At 43.9% G+C, this 22486-nt stretch carries 20 protein-coding genes; 9 read left to right on the top strand and 11 right to left on the bottom strand.

Annotation, left to right across the window (positions count from 1 at the left end):
• Nucleotides 1–2: 2 nt before the first annotated feature.
• The 3 genes from obgE to rpoN all read left to right on the top strand — a co-directional run bounded on the left by obgE (nt 3) and on the right by rpoN (nt 3813).
• Complete coding sequence (obgE, locus tag J6I44_RS12635) at nt 3–1025, top strand: GTPase ObgE (protein WP_265766506.1); 1023 nt, start codon at nt 3–5, stop codon at nt 1023–1025.
• Nucleotides 988–2130, top strand: coding sequence for a DNA-processing protein DprA (gene dprA, locus J6I44_RS12630; protein WP_265766505.1), 1143 nt, complete (start codon nt 988–990; stop codon nt 2128–2130). The genes obgE and dprA overlap by 38 nt, the downstream gene beginning before the upstream one ends.
• A 156-nt stretch (nt 2131–2286) precedes the next feature.
• A complete protein-coding gene (gene rpoN / locus J6I44_RS12625) occupies nt 2287–3813 on the top strand; it encodes an RNA polymerase factor sigma-54 (protein ID WP_265766504.1) in 1527 nt (508 codons plus the stop codon).
• Here rpoN and J6I44_RS12620 read toward each other — a convergent pair.
• Nucleotides 3806–5305: a hypothetical protein gene (locus J6I44_RS12620; RefSeq protein ID WP_265766503.1), complete on the bottom strand. Its 1500-nt coding sequence runs from the start codon at nt 5303–5305 to the stop codon at nt 3806–3808. The two genes, rpoN and J6I44_RS12620, sit on opposite strands and share 8 nt — an antisense overlap.
• A 157-nt stretch (nt 5306–5462) precedes the next feature.
• Entirely contained in the window at nt 5463–5939 is a 477-nt protein-coding gene (locus tag J6I44_RS12615; protein WP_265766502.1) for an Lrp/AsnC family transcriptional regulator, read from the bottom strand.
• Between the two features lie 202 nt (nt 5940–6141).
• Here J6I44_RS12615 and serS point away from each other — a divergent pair, with 202 nt between their 5' ends.
• The 3 genes from serS to J6I44_RS12600 all read left to right on the top strand — a co-directional run bounded on the left by serS (nt 6142) and on the right by J6I44_RS12600 (nt 9311).
• Nucleotides 6142–7419: a serine--tRNA ligase gene (serS, locus tag J6I44_RS12610; protein ID WP_265766501.1), complete on the top strand. Its 1278-nt coding sequence runs from the start codon at nt 6142–6144 to the stop codon at nt 7417–7419.
• A 216-nt stretch (nt 7420–7635) separates the two neighbouring features.
• The gene (locus tag J6I44_RS12605; RefSeq protein ID WP_265766500.1) at nt 7636–8418 is read left to right on the top strand and encodes a DUF432 domain-containing protein; all 783 of its coding nucleotides are present in this window, start codon (nt 7636–7638) and stop codon (nt 8416–8418) included.
• A 2-nt stretch (nt 8419–8420) separates the two neighbouring features.
• Entirely contained in the window at nt 8421–9311 is an 891-nt protein-coding gene (locus J6I44_RS12600) for a mechanosensitive ion channel family protein (protein WP_265766499.1), read from the top strand.
• A 235-nt stretch (nt 9312–9546) separates the two neighbouring features.
• On the opposite strand, the gene J6I44_RS12595 is transcribed toward J6I44_RS12600, so the two are convergent.
• Together J6I44_RS12595 and dusB are read right to left on the bottom strand one after the other, a co-directional pair.
• Nucleotides 9547–12057 carry a WG repeat-containing protein gene (locus J6I44_RS12595; protein ID WP_265766498.1) on the bottom strand — a complete coding sequence of 837 codons (2511 nt, stop codon included), beginning with the start codon at nt 12055–12057 and terminating at the stop codon, nt 9547–9549.
• Between the two features lie 301 nt (nt 12058–12358).
• Nucleotides 12359–13351 carry a tRNA dihydrouridine synthase DusB gene (gene dusB / locus J6I44_RS12590; protein ID WP_265766497.1) on the bottom strand — a complete coding sequence of 331 codons (993 nt, stop codon included), beginning with the start codon at nt 13349–13351 and terminating at the stop codon, nt 12359–12361.
• A 293-nt stretch (nt 13352–13644) separates the two neighbouring features.
• On the opposite strand from dusB, the gene J6I44_RS12585 reads away from it, so the two are divergent.
• The 3 genes from J6I44_RS12585 (at nt 13645) to radA (ending at nt 17384) form a co-directional block, all read left to right on the top strand.
• On the top strand, nt 13645–14721 hold the full coding sequence (locus J6I44_RS12585) for a class I fructose-bisphosphate aldolase (RefSeq protein WP_265766496.1): 1077 nt from the start codon (nt 13645–13647) through the stop codon (nt 14719–14721).
• A 199-nt stretch (nt 14722–14920) separates the two neighbouring features.
• Entirely contained in the window at nt 14921–16012 is a 1092-nt protein-coding gene (locus J6I44_RS12580) for a lysylphosphatidylglycerol synthase transmembrane domain-containing protein (protein WP_265766495.1), read from the top strand.
• Nucleotides 16013–16019: 7 nt separating this feature from the next.
• Nucleotides 16020–17384, top strand: a complete 1365-nt coding sequence (gene radA, locus J6I44_RS12575; protein WP_265766494.1) for a DNA repair protein RadA — start codon at nt 16020–16022, stop codon at nt 17382–17384.
• Between the two features lie 38 nt (nt 17385–17422).
• Here radA and rpsU read toward each other — a convergent pair whose 3' ends face one another.
• From rpsU to J6I44_RS12540, 7 genes are all read right to left on the bottom strand, one after another.
• The gene (gene rpsU / locus J6I44_RS12570) at nt 17423–17659 is read right to left on the bottom strand and encodes a 30S ribosomal protein S21 (protein ID WP_265766493.1); all 237 of its coding nucleotides are present in this window, start codon (nt 17657–17659) and stop codon (nt 17423–17425) included.
• Nucleotides 17660–18032: 373 nt separating this feature from the next.
• Nucleotides 18033–18518, bottom strand: coding sequence for a hypothetical protein (locus J6I44_RS12565; protein WP_265766492.1), 486 nt, complete (start codon nt 18516–18518; stop codon nt 18033–18035).
• A gap of 42 nt (nt 18519–18560) precedes the next feature.
• A complete protein-coding gene (locus J6I44_RS12560; protein WP_265766491.1) occupies nt 18561–19166 on the bottom strand; it encodes a hypothetical protein in 606 nt (201 codons plus the stop codon).
• A 14-nt stretch (nt 19167–19180) separates the two neighbouring features.
• Nucleotides 19181–19786, bottom strand: a complete 606-nt coding sequence (locus J6I44_RS12555; RefSeq protein WP_265766490.1) for a hypothetical protein — start codon at nt 19784–19786, stop codon at nt 19181–19183.
• Between the two features lie 6 nt (nt 19787–19792).
• Nucleotides 19793–20494, bottom strand: coding sequence for a hypothetical protein (locus J6I44_RS12550; RefSeq protein WP_265766489.1), 702 nt, complete (start codon nt 20492–20494; stop codon nt 19793–19795).
• 224 nt (nt 20495–20718) lie between these two features.
• Nucleotides 20719–21429 carry a hypothetical protein gene (locus J6I44_RS12545; RefSeq protein WP_265766488.1) on the bottom strand — a complete coding sequence of 237 codons (711 nt, stop codon included), beginning with the start codon at nt 21427–21429 and terminating at the stop codon, nt 20719–20721.
• A 99-nt stretch (nt 21430–21528) separates the two neighbouring features.
• The gene (locus J6I44_RS12540) at nt 21529–22362 is read right to left on the bottom strand and encodes a TIGR02757 family protein (RefSeq protein WP_265766487.1); all 834 of its coding nucleotides are present in this window, start codon (nt 22360–22362) and stop codon (nt 21529–21531) included.
• Between the last annotated feature and the right edge of the window lie 124 nt (nt 22363–22486).

Here is a 22486-nt window from a genome sequence, read left to right as displayed (position 1 = left end):
GTATGGGTCGAGTACAGTTTGCTGATTATGCCAAAGTTTATGTAAAAGGAGGTCATGGAGGAGCCGGTTCGGTTCACTTTCGACGAGAAAAGTATGTGCCGCGCGGTGGACCAGATGGCGGTGACGGTGGTGATGGGGGCGATGTTATTCTCCGGGGAAACGAGCAGCTGAACACTTTGTTGGATCTTCGTTATCACAAATACGTGAATGCGAAGGACGGTCAGCGTGGTGAATCAAGTAAGCGCAAAGGTAAAGATGGAGCTGATGAAATTATGGAAGCTCCCATGGGGTGCGTTGTCTATGATGCCAATACCAAAGAACGGTTGGGCGAAATTACCGAGCATGAGCAAGAAATTGTGGTTGCCCAGGGTGGTAAAGGAGGGTTAGGAAACTGGCATTTTCGCAGTTCAACCAACCAGACGCCCCGCCACGCTCAAGATGGCAAAGAAGGAGAAGAGCGGGCTATCGAAATAGAGCTTAAACTCATTGCCGATGTAGGGCTTGTCGGCTTCCCCAATGCAGGTAAAAGTACGCTCCTATCGGCTATTTCAGGGGCAGAGCCTAAAATTGGATCCTATCCGTTTACGACTTTACAGCCCAACTTGGGGGTCGTTACAATGCCGGACTATCGGACTTTTGTCATGGCGGATATTCCCGGGATTATCGAAGAAGCGCACGATGGGCGGGGCCTTGGTATCCAGTTTTTACGCCATATTGAACGCAATAACGTGCTGCTCTTCATGGTGAGCTCGCAACAGGATATTGAGTACGAATACCAGGCATTGCTGGATGAACTACGTGCCTACCGGGCCGACTTGTTGGATAAACCCCGCATTCTGGCTATTACAAAAATGGATTTACTGGAAGATTATCAGCTTGATGAGGAAAAGAAAGTAGATTTAGATATTCCAACAGTTGAAATTTCCGCTGCAACCAATTACCATATAGATGAACTGAAAGAAATCATCTGGGAGCAGATACAGGCTGTTGAATCATCAAGAGAAGATAACGAATCCACCGGTTAGAGAGTTTACGGCTCTTCATCTAATTTCTAATTTGGGAGCGCAGCGCATTCGCCTGTTATTGCAGGCCGTGGATCATCCACAGGATATCTTTCGGATGAAACAGCACGAGATCGAATCCGTGTATGGTATAGGTCCCAAAACGGCCGAAGAAATTATCACTTTTGATGACTGGCAAGAGGTCGACCGGATTTTAGAGAAGACCGATAGAGTTGGTGCTGAACTTATGACCTACTGGGACGATGACTATCCGGCCTTACTGCGCGAGGTTTATGATCCTCCTATCTTACTTTGGATTAAAGGAAACCGTCGATCCCTGCAGACCAGCAGCATCGCTATTGTGGGCACCCGAAAAGCAGGAACGTATGGGAAAGATGCCGCGAAATATTTTGCTACCGAATTAACGAAAAAAAGTATCACGGTTGTTAGTGGCCTGGCACACGGCATTGATGGTGCGGCCCATCGTGCTACCGTTGCCGCTGGTGGGTGTACCGTGGCAGTGCTTGGTTCCGGTATCGATGTTATTTACCCCTCCCAGCATAAGAAGCTGGCCGCTGATATCATCGAAACGGGAGGAGCCGTTATTTCGGAATTTCCATTGGGTACAGCCCCTGATGCTGGTAATTTCCCGGTCCGTAATCGCATTGTTAGCGGTATGAGTTTAGGGACCCTGGTTGTGGCTTCAGGCATCAATGGGGGCAGCATGATTACTGCGAAGTCAGCGCTGGATCAAAATCGGGAAGTATTTGTTGTACCCCATCCCATCGGTACGCCGAACTCAATCGGATGTAATAGCCTTATTCAGCGGGGTATGGGTAAGCTGGTACAAAATGTGGAAGATATCCTGACCGAAGTAGATGTTCATATAGCCCAAATGAAAGCCGAAGGCCATACGGACACATCGCCAACTACTCCCAAATGGAAGTCACAGGAGCTGGATGACCTCTCTACCGCCATTTGTGAAGCACTGTCTGCTGAACCACTTCATATTGATGTTCTGGCAGAACAGCTTGAAATGGAGTCACATAATTTGCTTTCCAAGCTCCTCGAGTTAGAAATGAAGCAGTGTGTGCGCCAAAAAGTTGGTAAGAATTTTGAGCTCCTCTAAGCTTAAAGCTTTATAATACAGTTGATGGGGTGCTCACATTTTGATTCGCTTTAAGAAATTGTATTTTCGATTGGTATTATATGGAGATGCACTCTTTTTATATTAAATTATATTTTCAGACCACAAATCAAAAAGAAGGTAAGAAGCTTTTAAAGTATGCTTAAAACGGGTCAACAGATGAACCAAAAGCAGACGCAGAAACAGCGTCTGTCGCCGCAGCAAATACAGTATATTAAGTTGTTGCAGCTGCCTACCGTTGCCTTGGAACAGCGGATTAAGGAAGAACTGGAGGCCAATCCGGTACTAGAGGAGGGAGACCCTTCCGAAAGTCTTGAGGAGTTGGAATCGTCGGACTGGGAGGCTGAAGCTGATGAACCGAACCAGAACGAAGAGCTTGAACCGGTAGATCAGAAAGATGAGGTGGACTGGGATGAATTTATGCAGAATACTGATTATGAAGGAGAAAAATACAGCGGTGGATCCGGCTATTCCGGTAATCAGGAGTGGCGCGACCTGCCAGATCCCTATCACGAGTCTTTTTTAGAAGAGCTGGAGCAGCAAGTAGGTCTGCTCGACCTGGATGAAGAACAGAAGCTGATTGCCGATCAAATTTTGGGTTCACTGGATCAGGATGGGTATTTTCGTCGTGAAATTGAAGCCGTAGTTGATAATATTGCCTTTAATAAAGGAGTGTTAACCAATAAAAAAGAAGTAGAGAAAGTCCGGAGACAGATACAGCGTCTGGACCCTCCGGGTGTAGCCTCCCGCGATTTGCGCGACTGCCTGCTTATTCAGCTGAAATTGATGGAGCATGATGCCGAAGGGAAAAAGAACGCGATTGCAATGCTTCGTGATCATTGGAAATTATTTGAAAAGAAACATTTTAAAAAGCTCAAAAAGAAACTTGGCATTGATAATGAAGAGCTAAAGTCAGCTTTTGACTGTGTTAAAGGATTAGATCCTAAGCCGGGCGGTGGTGGTAATGCAGTAGATGATACCCAGAATTATATTGAGCCAGATTTTGAGGTCTATTACCAACCGGCGGAAAATGAGGAGTATGAAGATGGGGAAGCAGGCGACTTTGTGATAAGTTTGAATAACAGCAATGTGCCTCCGTTACACATCTCACCCCGTTATAAACAGATGTGGGATGATTTAAAGAAAAAAAAGAAACAGAACAAACAGACGAAGGAAACGAAATCGTTTATCAAAAATAAGATAGAATCTGCCCAGTGGTTTATTGATTCTATCCGCCAGCGCCAGAATACCCTGATGAATACTATGCAGACGATTGTTGCGCTTCAGGAAGATTTTTTCAAGCATGGCGAAGGCTTAAAGCCAATGATCCTGAAAGACATTGCAGAGCGCGTAAATTTAGATATTTCAACCATATCCAGAGTGGTGAACGGAAAGTATGTTCAAACTCATTTTGGGGTATTTGAATTAAAGTATTTTTTTAGTGAGGGGCTGGAAACGGAGAGTGGAGAGGAAGTCTCCAGTCGGGAAGTGAAGAATGCGGTTCAGGATATTGTGGATAATGAAGATAAAGATAAACCACTAAGTGACCAGGCTATTGCCGATTTGTTACAAGGTGAAGGATATAAAGTAGCCCGGAGAACGGTCAGCAAATACAGAGAGAAGCTTAATATTCCGGTAGCACGTCTTCGCAAACAGATTATTTGAGTTGCAGGCTTAAATCAATAGCAGCCCAAAAGGGGCTATTAAATCCTGTTACCCAAATAACGATTGCCAATAAAATGAGCAAATACAATCCTGCCGTTAAGAGTAAATACCTGACGTTTTTAGTTGACAGTGATTGGGAGGCATCCCATGCGGTTATGAGAAAACTACCACTGATAACAGTTACAATGAGCGTGGCGAGTATCAAAAGTATATAATCAGTCCCGCCTGAAGCATATAGCGCTATAGCTGCTGTAGCAAATAGGAAGTTAAGTTGCAGGGGCCAGGCAAAAAGCGTTATAATCTGTGTAACAGAGCGAAGTGATTTATGACTGAAGTAGAGCCAGAGAATGCTAATCAACGAGAAGAGCAGGATACAGCAGAGGATGAAGACGAAAATAACGTAAGGTTTGGCCCCAAGGAAAAAGAGTGAGGGAAAGTAAGTAGCCAATGCCTGTAGGCCTAACGGTGACCAATAAGTATCAAAAATGGCATACAGCGCGGCACTGGCCAGCAAGGCATGTTGAGCTATAATTACAAGCGCTGGAATTGGAGAGCGAATATGCCTCTTGAAAATATCATTCACAAAAAACGTATGTCCGGTAAAATATCGGAATAATGATTTTCGGTAGAGTGGGCTCATGTGGTAATGGTATGCCAGGGTGCCCCAAACCAGCAGAAGGATAATGATAGCCAGCGAGGGCTGGGTTGCCGTAGGCATAGACTCGGCAGGAACCGGAAACAGAAATTCAGAATCCGTAGCCAGGGTATGTAGTGTTTCTTTTAAGCGGGGATGGGCATCAAGCATATTTAATAGCCACTGACCATCAAAAAATAAAATCCGACTGCTATAGCTTGTAGCGTACAGCCGCTGGATGACTTGTTTTAGGGGCTTAAGCTTATACTGAAGCTCCGTGGAAGGGGAGTACCGATATGCAGCAATAGTCTCGTCGGTGGGTATATCCAGTGAGTAGATATTATTTGAAGAAAGTGCGATATCATAGACCATAAAGTCAACGGGCAGGCCAGATGATGGTTCTATTATCCGATTGTCCGAATAATAGGCCTGAATAGAGTCTAATGTCCCAATATCGTTAAAAAAAGCGGTAGCCTGTTTTTGAAAAGGGGCTTGGTCTATGGCCCCAAACTCAAATAGCTTTATGGCCTGAACGGAAGGCTGGCTGACAAATGCTGTGAATTTTTTGCGAACACCTTCTCTAAAAGAAGAGTCGGCCTGAGAAAACGTAAATATCGTTGGAAAAGAGAGACCAAGGTTCCCGTAGACTTTCAGTTCCTGATCTTGAATAGTTGACCAAAGTTCATTGGAAGGCACGGATTGTAGCTCAATAGCGGTAACCCCGGCTTCCCGAAATTGTTGAAGCTCTGCAACGGCCTGAGTATTACTTTCAGGAGGATTCCACTGGATGCCAAAGTTCTGTTGGGCTTGCAAGGAACAGGCAGACAGTAGAAGAAACCCGACCAGACCGACGAGCATGTATAAAGCCGGATTTCTCAATGACTGTAGTCTAGAACCTATAACGTTAAGAGCTTTGCAGTATATTCGACAAGGCCTCTTGTTTTGTTGGTCAGCCTTGGTTAGAGAGTCCTGCTGCAAAGAGTGACTCATAAATTATGCAAAACCCTCAATCTAATTATTTGGGATCAATAGTTTTTTCGATCGGAAGCTCAGTAGTTTCCTTAAAGCTGCTTAACACCACATTCGATCGACTTTTGCTTACGCCATCCCAGGATTGGATGCGGGACAACAGCGTTTCAAAGGAGTCGGTATTCTCGGTGCGTATTTTAAGAATATGCGAGCCATCACCGGTAATAGAATGGCATTCCAGGATTTCGGGTTCTTGGGAAGAGCGTTCAATGAATTTAGGATAATTCTCCGAGCCATCGACTTCTACAAAGACAAAGGCTGTGATATCAAATTTAAAAAGCTTACCATCCAAAATGGCCCGATACCCTTTGATCAGGTTCTTTTCTTCCAGCTTGCGCATACGTTCTGAAACCGATGGCACCGACAGATGCACAATCTCTGCCAACTGATTCCGCTGAGCGCGGCCTTCTTTCTGCAGATGCTTTAATATTTTGATATCAATTTCGTCCAGTCCTTTTGCCATAACAAACCTTTACTTCCTAAATTTTCTACGATTAGCTTAAATTAAACTAAAATAATAAGGATTTCAAGATATAGAGTATAGGTAGAGGCGAGATAATTTAGATTTATTGTGCCCAAACAAAGTCAAAAATTTCAGTTAAAACGTTGATAAAACTATTTTATCTTTAGCAAAACTATTAATTAAAGAAAATGCAAAGAAACAGATGTTAGACGTCACATATATTCGTAACCATGCTGAGCATGTTAAAGAAGGAATGCGTAATAAAGGAGAAGAAAACTCCGGGATTGTTGATCAACTGATAGAGGTTGATGAAGAGTGGCGTTCATTGGTGAAAAAGACGGACGATCTGCGTAGTGAAAGTAATACCAAGGCACAGAAAATTGGTGAGCTGATGGGGCAGGGCAAGAAGGATGAAGCCCAGAAAATCATTGAATATACCAGCAAGCTGAAGCAAGAGATTAAAGAAAAAGAAGAGAAGCTGAATGTCTTAAAAAAGGACCGAGGGAAATTATTGCTCCAGATTCCAAATGTGCCGCATGAATCAGTGCCCGTAGGAAGCTCCGAAGAAGATAATGAAGTGTTTAAAACGTGGGGTACACCAGCAGAAAATGATTGGCGGATTCCCCATTGGGAGTTGGTGGAAGAACAGGGATGGATTGACTTTGAACGCGGAGCAAAAGTAACCGGCGCGGGCTTTCCATTTTATGTGGGGCCGATTGCTAAGTTACAGCGTGCATTGATCAATTATTTTCTGAATAAAGCCGGTGAACAAGGATACACCGAGTTGCAGGTACCCTATTTTATCAACGAAGATTCGGCGCGTGGTACGGGACAAATTCCTGATAAAGAAGATATGATGTATGAAATTCCCCGGGATGAATTTTTTGCTATCCCAACGGCCGAAGTGCCGGTAACTAATTTTCATCGGGATGAAATTCTGCAAAAAGAGAATCTCCCACTAAAATATGTTGCCTATACTCCATGTTGGCGCAGGGAAGCGGGTTCCTATGGAAAGGATGTTCGTGGTCTGAACCGCCTGCACCAGTTCGATAAGGTCGAATTAGTGAAGATGGTACATCCGGATACGGCTTTTGATGAACTTGAAAATTTGCGGGAATATGCGGAATCGCTTTTGGAAGAGCTCAATATTCCTTACCGGACACTACTGATGTGTACGGGGGATATGGGCTTTACACAAACTAAGAAGTATGACTTGGAGGTTTGGAGTCCGGCGCAGCAGCGATGGCTTGAAGTGAGTTCCTGCTCTAATTTCGGTAGCTTTCAGGCCCGGCGGATGATGCTTCGGTTCCGTAATGATGAAGGAGATACCGAAATTTTGCACACACTTAATGGTTCAGGACTGGCACTACCTCGTGTATTAGCTGCGATCCTGGAAATTTATCAACAAGAAGATAGCAGCATTGAGGTTCCCGAAGTTTTACAGCCCTTCATGGGTACGGAAACTATCGGTGCTGAATAATCATTTAACGTGTTTAGTGGTTGACAGGGGTTTTGCAAAGGTCTCTGATAATAAATTGGATATAGACGCAATCGTAAAGAGTCGGTGCGGCCTACCCTTAAGATGGTCTGCATTTTATTCCCAACAAATTGGGAGTATCCGGGATGACAGGCGGTCTTTAGTTAGGGTTTAACCCCTAACACGTTATTTAACATTTATCGACAACTGAAAAGAGCAATGGAAAATACTATTTGGGGAACAGTAGATCTCAAAGAGAAGGATACTCATTTTCTACAGTTAGGAGATCTGTGTCTATGGATCAAAAGCAGGAATACTGAAATATGGATTGCCTATTGCTATACTGATGAAATCAGCAAAGCTGTTGATGAGTCGGTTCCACCTGATGAGGTAAAATGGAGCCGATGGGCGCATAAAAATGGGAATGAGCAGTTACGCCTGCTTCCGGCTTTGGCCGACTTGCCGCTCATTGTACATTCGGAGTATTCGTTAACCATAAGTCCACGTACCGAGATCCAGGTTTTTAGCCGGGTACCTTTGTGGGTTTCAATTTCGCTGGCTGACAATGGCTACAAGTTGCTGGAGTTGCCAGTGTCCAAACTGTCACGAACGTGGTTTGGGACTCCACTCGAAGGCGAGCTTTGTTACCATACAACCACTAAAGCCCGCAGAGATCTGTCTCAAATTACTCCTGAGCCTCATTTAGTCAGCTGTCCCATTACAATATCCAATAAGTCATCGGAAGCCCTCGACTTCGAACGTTTTTGTTTTCGGGTAGAGCGACTGGGAATCTATAAGTACAACGATGCTTTGTGGGCCGATGAAACGCAGATTACCTATCGGGGAGAGGAGCAACACAGCGATGTGATTATGACGGGCAAGCTACCGGAAGGCATTGAAAAACAGATGCAGCTTGCCAAGCCAAGAATGCAAATCCATTCAAGTCTGGCAACACGAACCTTTAAACGAATTTTTGAAGATACTTTGACTCTGGGACGTTAATTATGGATTTCTTACAAGAATCTCTTTTTGATATAAACACTTATCTATCCGAAGAAACCATACAGGTAGCAATAAAGCTGGCTATTTTTATAGCTATAATATTACCCGTTATTTTTCTATTGAGAGGATGGGCCCGCCGGTTTTTCACCAAGAAATATGCTCCCCACTATGGCATGCTGGCCGGGAAGGTCGTGCTCTATTCCGGAGTAGTGATCATTATTATTACGGTTATGACCCAGTTAGGGATTAGCCTGGCCCCTCTGCTGGGAGCTGCAGGCATCGTCGGTATTGCCCTTGGTTTTGCCTCACAGACCAGTGTCTCCAATATCATCAGTGGTTTATTTCTGATTGCCGAGCAACCTTTTAAAGTGGATGATATTATTACTATCAATGCTACTACCGGCATCGTTATGTCTATTGATGTGCTTTCTGTGAAGCTACGCACATTCGATAACCAATTCGTACGAATACCCAACGAGACACTTATAAAATCTGAAGTAATAAATGTCACCCGTTTCCCCATACGCCGGTTGAGTGCCAAGGTATCGGTAGCTTATAAAGAAGATATTGGTCAGGTGCGAGAGATTTTAATGGAGGTAGCTGAAAAGAATCAATACGCCCTTTCAGAACCTGAGCCTCTTATCGTTTTTGAAGCGTTCGGGGCTTCCTCCATCGATCTTTCGTTCAAGGTATGGTCGCTATCGGAAGAGCATATTTTGTTGAGAAATACCATCCAGGAAGAGATTAAACAAACTTTCGATAACAAAGATATTGAGATTCCATTTCCTCACGTCTCTTTATACACGGGCTCTGCGACCAGTCCCATTCCTATTCAGATGGTGGATGGGGCAGAAAAAGAAAATCCAGAGGATGGGGAAGAGACTTTGGGATAAGTCTCAAAAAATTGTAAATAGCTTCGGGCAGGAAGGTTGATCAAATACTGATAGCTTTAATAATTCGTTTACGGCCATTATCAGATCCTATAAATTTAAAGGCACTGCTAAGGTCCAGCCCACCACACAAGGTGGACTCCATCTTTTTTAGAGCCAGATTCGGTAAACGGGTTTACCTGCCGCATAATTTGGAAACTCATACATCTCTTTTGGATTTTAACCACTCGACGCGTTACTACCGGTTATAAAATGGGATCGTTTCTTTAACCTGAATGGGCAGTGTGGCTCCCTCTTCGTTGAAATATTTCCAGCTGCTGCCTTGTTTGCACGGCAGGGGGAAGTTATACAGGCCACTATGTCTATTGGGTATATCGTCACAGATAGCGGGAATAGTGACCTTTCCAGAGTCATTGACAACTCCGAACTTTTGACCTTTTTGCACCAGAAAAAGGTTAGCAATGGTAGAGGGATAAATTTCATCATACTTCGGTTTGACCAAAACCTCACCTTCAGGTGTCGCATATCCTTTTAAGTAACTCTTCTGGTCATCCGAATAGTTGTACAGCAGCAGATGACCATCTGTAAAGTAGTATGGCATGTAGCTGTTGGGTTTAAAATCGTAGGAAACCGGTACTACGGCTGTTCCTGAGGTATCAATGAATCCGTAGAGGGATTGGTCTGAGCCTGGCTGTTCTTTTTTGACCATTGCCAGGCCTTTCCAGAAGGAAGTGGCGCCGTCATACTGAAACGGAATGACGACTTCTCCGTTCGGGTTGATGAACCCGATCTTTCCATCTTTCTGAACCTTGGCTAATCCTTCTTGAAAGGAAGATATGGCCGTGGGAAATCCATTTTGGGTGTATTCTCCTTCAATGAAGGTTCGACTTTCGATATTATACAACTGTTGACCTCCATCGGGACGCAAAATAATAACTAAGTCACCGGAATTGGCCAGTTCTATGCCCTGATGCTTAGGCAGGGAATACACTTCGTGTGTATTCATGTCAAAGGATATGTAATTTTTTCTCGATCCATTACGAGATTCATACAGCACCATATGTGAGTCGCCAATGTAATTTATACCGGCATATTTAATGGGGACCAATAGGTTGCCATCGATTCCGGCTACCCCAATGGAATCTCCTTTTTGTAGCAAAAAATAGGTCCATTCGTCCCCCAGACCTTTTATCGAAATATTATCATAGGAGGGTGGGATAGCTTCCTCTTGCTTTTTAATGTTGTAATAGCCCACTTTTTGATTCTTAGTTACCCGGGCAAGAGATGGCGCATCATAATCGCGGATCGTAATCTCTTCATACTTTGGTGGAACCACGGTTTTACCGTTGCTATCTACCAATCCCACAAGGTCACCTTTGGTAACTTTTACATATGGATCTAAACTGGAAATACGGGTGTTAATGAGATTACTATACTGGGGATCTACGGTTTTTCCCGTCTCTGGATTATAAAATCCGTAAAGGTTATTCAGCTTAAATGTTAGTAGTTCTATCACCTTATTAGAGAGGAGAGGGGTTATCGTATATTTTCCGAGATCAGTTGCGCCGTCGGGTAAAACGCTTTGGCCGGTTTTATCCAATACTACTTTTTGCCCCTTTTGGGATGATAGGAATAGATGTCCATTGTAGGCAAGGCGAAACGGCTGGTCATATTGTGAGGGAACAATAATGGCGCCGGTGGTATCGGCAATACCACTTTTGGAATCTTTGCTAAGTGGTACAAATGGTGCTGGTAGCAGGAAGCCGGATGAATCAGCATTGTAATCTATAAAATCGTATTTGTATGGCAAGACTAATTCTCCAATCGGATTTAACAGCCCCCATTTCCCATTTTGGCGTTTTTTGACAAATCCATCTGCCAGCTCTACGGTACGCTTATCTGAGGGATCTTCTTCTAGCTTAGAGGCCGGTTTAATCACCCCCGTTTTTAGGTTAATGATCATCTGCTGCCCATTTTTATAAAGCGTTTTTACTCGCTCACTGCTTTGCATATAGACGTCTCGGTGCTCATATTCAAAAGGAATGAGTACTTCATTGTCAAAGTTTAAAATGCCCCATTTGCCCTGCTTCTTGGCAAATACATAGGTCCCTTTTCCTAAGCACGTTCTGCAATAGTCAAATGCCTGGTATTTTGCAGGAATGATTATTTTATCCGTTTGAGTATCATAGATGCCCCAGGCGCCGTTTTTCTTTACGTCAAACCGCCGCCCGTCTAAGTACTTCACCGAATCGAATTTAAAAGGAAGCACAAACCCATTTGGACCATAATAGGACTGCTTGCCGTTTTCCGTTACTTTCCAAAGGGAAGAGGAGTGGGTATCAAGAACATTATATTTAGGCAAATGGGTATCAATAACATCATATTTAGGTTTAAGCAGCCAATCGCCGGTGGAGTTCAAGACTCCTAAGCTTGAGTCTTTACGAACTTTCTTAAAATAACGGGGTAACTTTCCTTCCGGGACAGGTCTGGGCTCCTCATTAGGTTCCAACAACCGGCTTATATTTCCGATTACAAACTGGTCAAATACCCGTTGGCCATCCTGATTGATATAAAATGAACTGGAATCCTGTTCAACCCGGGCGAACCCCCGAATGAACCGAGAGCCGGCTTCATACTTTATTGTATCTTGCTGTACGGGCTCTTGTTGCGATGCGGTCAGCTTATTTGAGGTACATCCGGGTGAGATAAATAGATAAATTAAACCGCAAAAAACATAGATGTTGTTCAAATTAATAATAGTAGATGATTTGGATATAAAATTATAGTTCTATTTTAACCCGTGTACAGTTGCTCTTTTTGATGGGCTGTTTTGGTAAATGCCGGCTAATATTTTTGGAGTACCGGGAGATTTAATAGAATAGAGTTCATAGGATCCTTTACAAACCTATAATATAGTAATTGGCTGTGCCAAGCGTGGACGCTTGAAATAGCCAGTCAAAAAGGAGGTTTTGCATAGGTCTCTTACACTACTTGGTTGGGATCTGTTATTTGATTGACCCTACCATTTACTCAATCAGCTAATAACCAGATTAGGAAGCTGCTGCATACATTTTTTGGTCTCTAAATTGATACAGGAGATCCAGAATAGGTTGCATTTCACTTTCCTCCATAATGGCCCCACGCAGGCCCCGGCTGTTTCGAACGCCCTTCAGGTAATTGCCATAGTGTTTCTTCATGATGATAACCCCGTACCGCTCGCCATGGTGTTTTACGGAGCGACGCAGCTGCTCTGCGCATAAGTCAATACGGTCATCAACCGTGGGTTCGGGCAAAAGCTCCCCGGTTTCAAGATAATGATGGGTCCGCTCAAAAATCCATGGGTTCCCAATGGCACCCCGGCCAATCATGACGCCATCTACACCCGTTTCGTCGAACATGCGTTTGGCATCCTGGGGAGAGGTCACATCCCCATTGCCAATAATTGGAATTTCGAGTCCCGGTGTATTTTTAAGTTTTTTCAGCCATTCCCAGTCGGCTTCGCCCTTGTACTTTTGGTTGCGGGTACGCGCATGTACCGTTAGCGCCTTGACACCAAGGTCTTGCAGCATCAGGGCGGCATCCTGGATCCAGATGTTGCGATAGTCCCATCCAAGCCGTGTTTTAACAGTAACGGGCTTATCTTCAACCGCATCGATTACCGATCCGGCCATACGTTCCATCAGATCCATATCTTTTAGGCAGGCACAGCCAGCCCCGGTTTTGACAATTTTGTACACTGGGCAGCCAAAGTTGATGTCCACCACATCCGGATTGTTAGATTCAGCAATTTTAGCAGCACCCTCCATGGCTTCTTCACGTCCACCAAAAATTTGTACGCCAAATGGACGTTCCTCGTCACTAAAATCCATTTTATGCATAGCCTGGTCGGCATCCCGGATGATGGCTTCAGAGCTGATAAATTCAGTGTAAACAATACTTGCACCTCTTTTTCGGCAAATAGTGCGGAAAGGGGAATCTGTGACATCCTCCATAGGAGCCAACAGCAATGGTTTATGACCTAAGTCGAGATCAGCAATTTTCATCAGAAAGTGATTGAATATTTGGATATTTAGAGGTTGGGAAAATACAAAATTTATAACATAAAGTTATAATGAGCTGGCAAACAGAAAGATGATGCTCAATATTGGACACGGATGAAAAGGGTAGAAGCGATATTATGGTATTTGAAAAGCCCTCAATCGTTCTAACTGATTGTATAAAGGGAGATTAGGCAGTGAATATGGTAATCATAATTTCATTAATGACATCAACTTCGAAAATTGTTATAATAGCGCTTTAACCCTTAATTTCATTTTAATTATCAGAAAACGGGATCATGGCATTAGCATCCAAAAGTATCGAAGAACTGTTAGGTGATGAAGCAGAAGATTTGCTGACTCACAAATGTGAAACAATATCCAAAGAAAACCTCCATTTACCTTCTGGCTCTTACGTAGATGAGGTATGGTACCATTCCGACCGGAATGCGCGCGTGCTACGGAATCTGCAGGCGTTGCTGGATCATGGCCGGCTGGGAGGCACAGGATATACTTCAATTTTACCGGTGGATCAGGGAGTCGAACACTCCGGCGGAGCCTCATTCGCACCCAATCCGGATTATTTTGATCCCGAAAATATTGTAAAGCTTGCTATTGAAGGCGGCTGTAACGGGGTGGCTTCTACTTTTGGAGTGCTGGGTTCGGTAGCTCGGAAATATGCTCACAAAATTCCATTTATTGTTAAGATTAATCATAACGAGCTGATGACCTATCCGAATACGTACGACCAGGTCATGTTCGGTTCAATTGAACGGGCTTACGAAATGGGTGCGGCAGCAGTAGGAGCTACGATCTATTTTGGATCGGAACAATCCAGCCGTCAAATTCAGGAAGTAGCTAAAGCATTTGAAAAAGCCCATGAATTAGGTTTGGCTACGATTCTTTGGTGCTATACCCGTAATTCAGCGTTCAAAGTAGATGGTGAAGATTATCATGCATCTGCCGACCTTACGGGGCAGGCCAACCACCTGGGAGTAACGCTTCAGGCCGATATTATTAAGCAAAAGCAGCCGGTGAACAACGGCGGTTACAAGGCGTTGAATATGGGTGATTCTTCTTATGGTAAGCTTGATGAGGATATCTACAATAAGCTGGCCAGTGAACACCCCATTGACCTGACTCGCTACCAGGTGGCAAACTGCTATATGGGGCGTGCCGGACTGATTAATTCTGGAGGAGGTTCCGGAGATAACGACTTTGCTCAGGCGGTCCGTACAGCGGTAATTAACAAACGTGCCGGCGGTATGGGACTTATTAGTGGTCGTAAGGCGTTTCAGCGTCCATTGAAAGAAGGGGTTAAGCTCTTGAACTTTATCCAGGACGTGTATCTGGATGATGATATTACTGTAGCTTAGTTTCATACACTAATCTTTTTAAGGCCTTATGGAATTTTCCATAGGGCCTTTTTTTATAAGAATAAGGAGCCTGCTTTATATAGTCAGTTAGGCCAGAAGCTGATATAAAGGCTTCTATTTTTCATTTCTATTAGTTAGCTTTGATGGTTATTTTGGCCTGTCGGTTTTTAGATTAATTTTGAGCATAAAACCCTCTTTCTTGGCAAATAGTGACGAACAAATACAAGAAAATCCTAATCAGTATTTCTCAAAGAAATACCTTTTCCTGTCCATAGCGCTTAGTATCGCTACCATGGGTTTTCTGATTTATTATACCTACACTCCGGGCGTCCTTAAGCACTTGAAGCCTAAACGATTACCGGGGCTTGGCATTGCCGTTATTGTTTCTTTTCTGCGCCTCTGGTTTGTGGCAGCCAAAATTCGCTATTTGTCAGAAAAAAAGTTGGGTTGGTTGGCTTCGTTTCGGGTTATGCTGAGCTGGGACTTCACCTCTTCCATTACGCCTTCAACCATCGGAGGGGCGCCTATGGCAACCTATGCATTGACTAAAGAGGGTTTTAAACTGGGACAATCCACGGCTATCATTTTATATAGTGTGCTGTTAGATCAGCTGTGGTTTGCGTTGGCTGTTCCTATACTGGTTGTGACGGGTCTTTTCTTTGAGGTTGTTCCGAATAATACGGGGATGGTTGGGCACGCTTCCATGCTGCTTTTATACATTGGTCTCTTGAGTTATGCAGGACTCATGGCTTATGGAGTGTTGATTAATCCGGATGCCATTAAGAAGGTTGTTAATAAAATATTTAAGCTGCCTCTTCTTCGAAGATGGAAAGATACAGTGGAAGGGGAGGTCGATAACTTGGTGGAGTATTCTCATGAGCTGCGTAAGAAACCCAAAAGCTTTTTACTGAAAACCTTTTTCTTTTCAACGATGTCGTGGCTGGCTCGTATTGCGTTACCAACGATTGTTGTGCTCAGCTTGCTGCCTGCGGATGTTATTTTATCGGTGCTTCGGAGTCTGGCTATGAACTTAGCCTTCCTGATTATGCCAACCCCCGGTGGAAGTGGAGGGGTAGAAGGACTTTTTGCAATTTTCCAGGGACCCTTGATGGACCGAAAAGCTTTTATCGGTCTGGCTGTTTTCGCTTGGAGAGTAATCAGTTACTACATAACGATTGGCTTTGGGATGATGGCTACCACTTGGTACATCAACCGGTCGGTCTTGGAAAACCGCAGTAGTAATGCTGATGAGGCCATAGAGCACGATATTACTTCATCCAAATCTGTTTAGATAGATTATGCCCAAAGATCGAATGCAATACGTCTGCGACGAATGTGGACACACCTCAACAGAATGGTTAGGAAATTGCCCCAATTGTGGAAGTTGGCACAGTTTTAAAGAGTTTAAGGTAGAACGAAAAACCAAGTCTGAGAAAGAGCATAAGGGGAAGGTGGAGGGACTGGATAAATCACCGGATCCCCAGAAGTTAGAAGAGATCGAATCGCAGTCCGATGATCGGTTTATAAGTAAAATTCAAGAACTTGACCGTGTGTTGGGCGGTGGATTTGTTTCCGGTTCTTTTGTGCTTATTGGAGGCGATCCCGGTATCGGAAAGAGTACGCTTACTCTGCAGATAGGTAAAGCGAACCCGGATTTAAAGATTTTGTATTGTGCTGGCGAAGAGTCTGCGGGCCAAATTAAGCAGCGGGCCAAGCGTCTGGGCGTCAATTCGGATAACTTTTATGTCTACACCGATACGGATATCAACAAGGTGCTCAAAGAGGCTCGCAAGCTTGATCCGGATCTGCTCATTGTCGATTCCATCCAGACGGTATACCGTACAGAGTTGACAAGCATGGCGGGCAGCATCCAGCAGGTAAAAGAATGTGCGGCCTTACTTCAGCAGCTGGCTAAGAAACAGGATATTACTACGCTGGTGATTGGACACGTAACCAAAGAGGGGAGCATTGCCGGTCCCCGTGTGCTGGAACATATGGTGGATACGGTGCTTCAGTTTGAGGGCGATAGCAACTATAACTACCGCATGTTGCGCAGTTTGAAGAACCGGTTTGGTCCGGCCCAGGAAGTGGGCGTTTTTGAGATGAAGCAGTCAGGTTTGGTGGATGTATTAAATCCCTCTCAGCTGTTCTTATCGGATTATGACAGCAGCGTGAGCGGCAATGCGGTGATCTGCTCGATCGAAGGATCACGTCCCCTGCTGGTGGAGGTACAGGCGCTGGCCACACCCAGTAATTATGGCACGCCGCAGCGGACGGCCAATGGATTTGATCATCGCCGGCTTTCGCTCCTGCTGGCGGTGTTGGAAAAAAGAGGAGGCTACCAGTTTTCGGGACAGGATGTCTACCTGAATGTAGCCGGTGGGTTGAAAGTTAATGATCCGGCGGCCGATTTGGGCGTCGTCTGTGCGCTGGTTTCAAGCCTGCTGGATGAGTCTATCGACAGTAAGATTGCTTTTTTGGGCGAAGTCGGTTTGGGAGGTGAAATCCGTGCGGTCAACCAGGTAGATCAACGGCTGGGTGAAATAGAGAAGATGGGGTTTGGCAAAGCAATAATTCCAAAGGCCAGCAGCCCCGAGCGAAACCATGATCTCCAGTTTCTTGGGGTGTCCAATATTATGGCGGCCATAAAAAAAGCCCTTTAGCAAAAGCTAAAGAGCTTTATAGCAAGAATCATCGGCGCTTAGTACTGGTGACGCTGACGGCGCTTCTGTTCACGAATACTTTTCTTTAAAGCCTCACGTCGTTCTTTAGAAGGCTTGGTATACTGCTGATTATCTTTGTATTCGTTGAGAATGCGTGAACGAGCAACCAGCTTCTTAAAGCGGTTCACTGCTCGATCAATGCTTTCGTTATCTTTGACTTTAACTCCGACCATGTTGATGTAAAAATTAAGTTCTTTTTCGTTCTTGGACGCCAAATATAAGCATGATTTTAATAAATGTACACTTATTTAGGCGAATTTATTTCCGTGATGATTATTTATCTTCAACTTCGTTCTGAATGAGGGGAGAATTGTTTTTGCTAACCGATCTGCATTAGTTGGGAACTGTTTTCAAAGCTATATAATAGTAGTGTTCCTTTTAGCTTGATGTAATCCCGAATGCTCTAATATTCTCAAGTTATCATGCGATATTTCTTGTGACGATCCACACCGTCATCTCGACCGGGGGGGAGAGATCGTCTAACTATAAGACTAAACAGAACAGTAGAAGATTTCTCTCTATCGTTCGAAATGACCCGTCGAGAATATGATGGTTCCGCCAAGGTCTCTATAAACCTACGAAGAATGCTTATCCGGCATTTTGTTTTCTGTAGCTGATAGTAGAAGGGGCTACTCCAAAATCCTCATCCAGAAGGATGTTGTCATATTCAGCTACGCCAACTTTTATCAGGGCTTGGTGATGGATACTATGATCTAAGTTAAATAGTAACTCCCGGTAATAATTGCTTTCTACCAGCAGCGTCTGTCCGGCAAGTGTCTGCTCTATCGAAATATTTTTATTTGGTCTTTCAATTTCTTCCGTCAGCCATTCTAATTTTTGCAGGGCAATCCTACTATTAGTTTCTATCGTTTGATTGCGTGCTCTGTGATCATAGTTGACAAGCCCTTCGTCGTACCCCTCTAAAAGGCAGCCAAAGATTTCAATAATATGCCGGTAGTGTTTGCCGATACTGGCATCGCTTAAGGCGGTACAGGATTTGCTATACTGCTGATTGGAGAGCTGGTGCAGTAAATCTACCAGGGAGTGCAGGTTATGCTTTATAGTGTCAAACAAGGGCTATAGTCTCTGCTATTTAATTTTTTAACGATCTATAGTCTAATAAATGATAACGCTTAAACCAATCCCTAATTCAAAGCCCGAACCGTAAAAACTCTGGGTCTCTTTAGTGCGGTGATTTACCGGCGTTTTTTCGCCCGTTACGGGGTTTGTCTCATACTTGATGTCGGTAACGCGGCGTGTTACGCTAGTCATGATTCGGTATCCGGTCTGTGTGAAGAGAGACACCGAACGGCTGAAAGCCCATTCCCATTCCAGGTAAGGTTGAAATGACTCAGTAATATCGTCTTCGATGATACTGCCAATCTCTTCGTAACTCCGTTTGTAATCATTAACAAAGAATCGATCGAACTCGAAGCCAACTTTGAAGATACTATGGTAAGTTTCTGCAAAAACCTTTGCAGCGTTGAAGCCATAAGAAAAGTCTATAGAAGAATCGTATCCCCGGGAAAGGTGCAGGCCTGCTTCTACAGAATAATTCGTTGCTGAGAGTGAAACTTTTTGTGCAGAAGCTCCTCGATGGATATCACTATTAATTTGAAAAGAGGGCAGATAATTCATCTGTGTATCTAGGGTAACAGCGTATTGACCAAAGGATACTCCTGAAATGAGGCAAAATACGATTGTACAAAAAAGGTAGCGCATCTGTGAGTTGTGTTTTAGTGGATACGAATACTTATGCCGGCTCCAAACTCAAAGCCCGAGCTGTAGAAGTCGTAATCGCGGTCTACTCGATACGATCTGATTGAGCCATTTTCATAGCGGGAAAGTATTTTTTCAACCACTCCTGTTTCTGTTCGGATAAAGCGGTAACCGGCTTGCGCAAAAAGGGAGAAGTAACGCGTAAAATCCCACTGCCATTCCAGGAAAGGTTTAAAAGATTCATGGTATTCATCTTCCAGCAGGGCGCCAAGCTCAACGGTATCCTTAAAAGATTTCATTTTGAAACGCCCGGCATTGAGCCCGGCCTTAAGCAGCTGTACATCATTGATTGGATACAGATAGGCAAAATTTAGTCCATAGGCAATGGTTATGGATGAGTCATAACCATCGGAAAGATAAGCACCCAATTCAAAAGGAGTTTCTTCCAAACCATAGGCAGAAATTTCCAGTTCCCATGGAGTTATACTGCTATGGCTTTGGTTATAGAGCTCAAAGTTTGGGGCCCTCTTTTGCTGAAAGCTGACTAAAATGCCCTCATGTTCCTGGGCATACAGGTTGGAGGCGAATAGAATAAGCGTTGCACAGCTAAGCAGTAAACGCATAAAATGTTAAAAGTTAAGCTGAACGTTGAAGAGTAATGTGCTTCCGTACTCATTACTATCTTTATTCAAAGGGACGCTGACTTCGGGGTTAGCAACCAGGTAGAAGGAGTCCGACAGTTTGAAAGACAGATCAAAACCGAACTTTGGACCAACAACAAAACCGTCAAATCCCTGCCGTAGATGTGCGGAACTGTAAGGCGTGGTATAATTGCCGTAGCCCAAAAAGGCTCCAATATTGGGCAGGAGGGAAATAGAGCCGGATAATGGGAAGTTTCGATACAGCGAAGAGGAGATTATCCCGGAGGTCAAAGACGGTTCCGAAATATCATTATAGGCTTCCGTATTAAAAGTTATAGCTTGATAAACAGAAAGTTCCGAACGCAGTAAGAACTGGTCAGAAAGATCGGTAGTACGACCCAAGATAACTCCAAGGTTAAGGAGAGTCGTTTTAGGATTTGGACTATTATTGAATTTATATTCATTGGACAGAAATTCGGTATGGACCGTTACGTCATACCGTTCGTTGAAACGGTAACCCACCGCAGGACCGATAAGCTGAGCATCTTCAAAAACACCGCCACGCAGGTACAGCGATTTTACCACGGGTGTATAGAAGCCGGGGTCGCTTTTGTAGGTGGTTTGTGCATGTGAAATTGATGAAAATCCCAAAAATAAAAGTAAAAATAGAACAGTAGCGTTCTTTTTCATAAGATAAATAGTCTATTGAAGAATATAGTTTTACCTATAATATAAAAAAGAAGGTCGTTTTTCAGGTATGTCTTTCCATTGGATAGCTAAATCCATAAACAAAAGAAATAGGCTATAAGCTTCTTAGGTATTCCATTTATTTATAGGGATAAACTCTCCAGTGATTGTAAATATCCCCACTTGAAGCGTATGCATGATTTTAACCAAGAAGGGGATACCAAATACTAAAAATTAAACTGCGTATTGAAGAACAGCGTGCCGCCCGAGGTGTCATGGGTAAGGTTATACTGAATATGATACTGGGGCTTAAGTGCCAAATAAAAATCCCGGGAAAACTTAAATAGCAGGTCTAATCCCAGTTGAGGACCTAGTTGAAATCCGTCAAAACCCTGGCGGAAATGAGCTAAAGCATAGGCAGGAGAATAATCACCATAGCCTAAAAAGCCACCGGCATTGGGGAGCAGAGAAATAGAAGTGGAAACCGGCACGCGGATATATATTGCTGAAGATCCCTGTCCTGAAAATAGGTTAGGTTTATCTAAGTTGAGACTTGAGTAACCCGAAGCATCAAAATTAAAGGACTTATAGACCGATAGTTCCGATCGGATGAGCCAGCTTTTGGCAAAATCAGCAGAACTATGGCCGAGGATAAAGCCCACATTTAATCCTGAATAATTATGGGTATCATCGTCCTCACTGCCAAGATCGCTGGAGAGGTATTCGGCATGGAGCGTAAGGTCATGATTTTCATTAATCCGGTAGCCTATTGCGGGACCAATTAACTGGGTATTTTCAAAAGAGCCACCTTGTAGATAGAAGGATTTAACAACCGGAGTAAAATAGCCAGGATCACTTTTATAGGTTGTTTGTGACCAACTGACGGATGTTAAAGAAAAAGAAAGGCAAAGGAATAAAATTAAAGATTTCGTTTTCATATGGAATAATGATTAGATGATATAATTCACGCAAACATATAAAAATACTTTTATTTATTGTAGTAAAGATTAAAAGTGCGTTATGCCTGTGTAAATATTCTAAATGCTATTTATCACGAATTTTTCGGGTAATCCATTTTCTGCTACCCCCAGGCCAAAGAGGGCATAATCATATTTAGCGGGATCTTTTGGATCCAGTAAATTAAGCGACTCGGTCAGCTCTTGTACTGCCCACCAGTCGTTATAGGTCCGGCCAAGTAATCCCAGCTTACGCGCTTGTCGTGCTACATGCACATCCAGGGGGATCATCAGCTCGGAGGGCGACATAAAATTCATGAGACCAAGGTCAACGGCACTGTTTTGACGAATCGCCCAGCGGAGATAAAGATACAACCGTTTGCAGGAGCTCTTTTTTTCGGCATTGGAAACATGTTTGAATGTTCGTCTTGGCGTATCAGGCTGAAGGGCAAAAAAATCTTCATGAAAAATGGCCATCAGGGGACGCTCCTGCTGCCCTGCTTTTTGGTAACAGGCTTCCCAGAAGTCTTCGAAGGAGCCGTAATCCAGCAGAATAGTTTGCAGGATTTTTGTCAGCCATTTCATATCCACGGGCTTGAAGGTGCGGTGTTTGAATCCGTCAAACCGTTTGGCATCACGATCCGAAAAGTTGGTGATAAAATCGGTAGGCCGATTATCCATCCGGTTCAGGAAATCGCGTACCTTTCGGATGACCACATCACGGCGGCCCCACGCCATGGTGGCTGCAAAAAAGCCGGCCAGCAACCGATCTTCTTTCTTATTAAAAGCGTGCATGAACAGCACTGGATCGGAGTCTATATAATCGGGCTTTTCGATGCGCTCTACCCATTCATCCAGAAAGGGTTTAAGTTTTTTGATCTCTTCTTGGGATCGTTTTTTGAGGTTTTTAGGCATGATTATTTTATGAATTCAATCTCCCTAAATCCCTCTTCTCCAAGAGGGACTTCAATGAGGTTATACTTAAATGTTAAATTCGTGATGAGGAGTTCCTCCTTGGAGAAGGAGGACAGGAGGATTG

The sequence above is a fragment of the Fodinibius salsisoli genome, from assembly GCF_026229185.1.
Lineage (GTDB): Bacteria > Bacteroidota > Rhodothermia > Balneolales > Balneolaceae > Fodinibius > Fodinibius salsisoli.
This window is presented reverse-complemented; position numbering and strand designations above follow the sequence as displayed.